Source organism: Xenorhabdus innexi, from assembly GCF_002632485.1.
Lineage (GTDB): Bacteria > Pseudomonadota > Gammaproteobacteria > Enterobacterales > Enterobacteriaceae > Xenorhabdus > Xenorhabdus innexi.
This window is the reverse complement of sequence record NZ_NIBU01000262.1, coordinates 1-471: the sequence shown is the minus strand read 5'-3', so window position 1 is coordinate 471 and position 471 is coordinate 1. Positions and strand designations below refer to the sequence as shown.

The 471-nt window shown below is 55.8% G+C and carries 2 pseudogenes; both read right to left on the bottom strand.

Going from position 1 to position 471, the window contains the following annotated elements:
• Positions 1 to 27 precede the first annotated feature (27 nt).
• Positions 28 to 372: pseudogene (locus Xinn_RS21500) on the bottom strand (DUF3438 family protein); the annotation flags it as partial.
• 5 nt (positions 373 to 377) lie between these two features.
• Positions 378 to 471 (bottom strand): annotated as a pseudogene (locus tag Xinn_RS21495) (IS5/IS1182 family transposase); the annotation flags it as partial.

The window sequence follows — 471 nt, the reverse complement described above, 5'->3', positions numbered from 1 at the left end:
ACCAGTATTTTCACCAGACTGTTGGATTTAATCTGCATGACGGTCTCCCGCTTTCACCGCGTCCGGCTCAGGAATAAAGGCGTTCTCCGGCTGTCCTTTAACCACCAGATACAGCACCGTGGTATCTTCCGGTGTGCCGGCTGTTCCCAACCAGCGATGCTGGAATGTCGCGGCGACAAACTGCCCCTGCAAGGCACGCGGGTCAAGCGTGAGCGGGCGTTTCGCCGTATTGCGCAGTTTCAGCGCCACCACGGTGTGATTTTGCACACGCCAGCCTGCCAGCGGCGCCACGTCAATCGGTTCGGCAGGATAGAGTGTGGTGACAGCGTCAGGTAAATGCAGGCTGACCGGATGAATGCCGGTAACCGGCTCAGAGGCTATTCAGTATTTTTTCTGCGCAGCAGTAAGACAAGGAATGCCAGATTGACGAACTGGAGACTGGTATTCAAATCTCCCTCGCAGTTCTTCCAC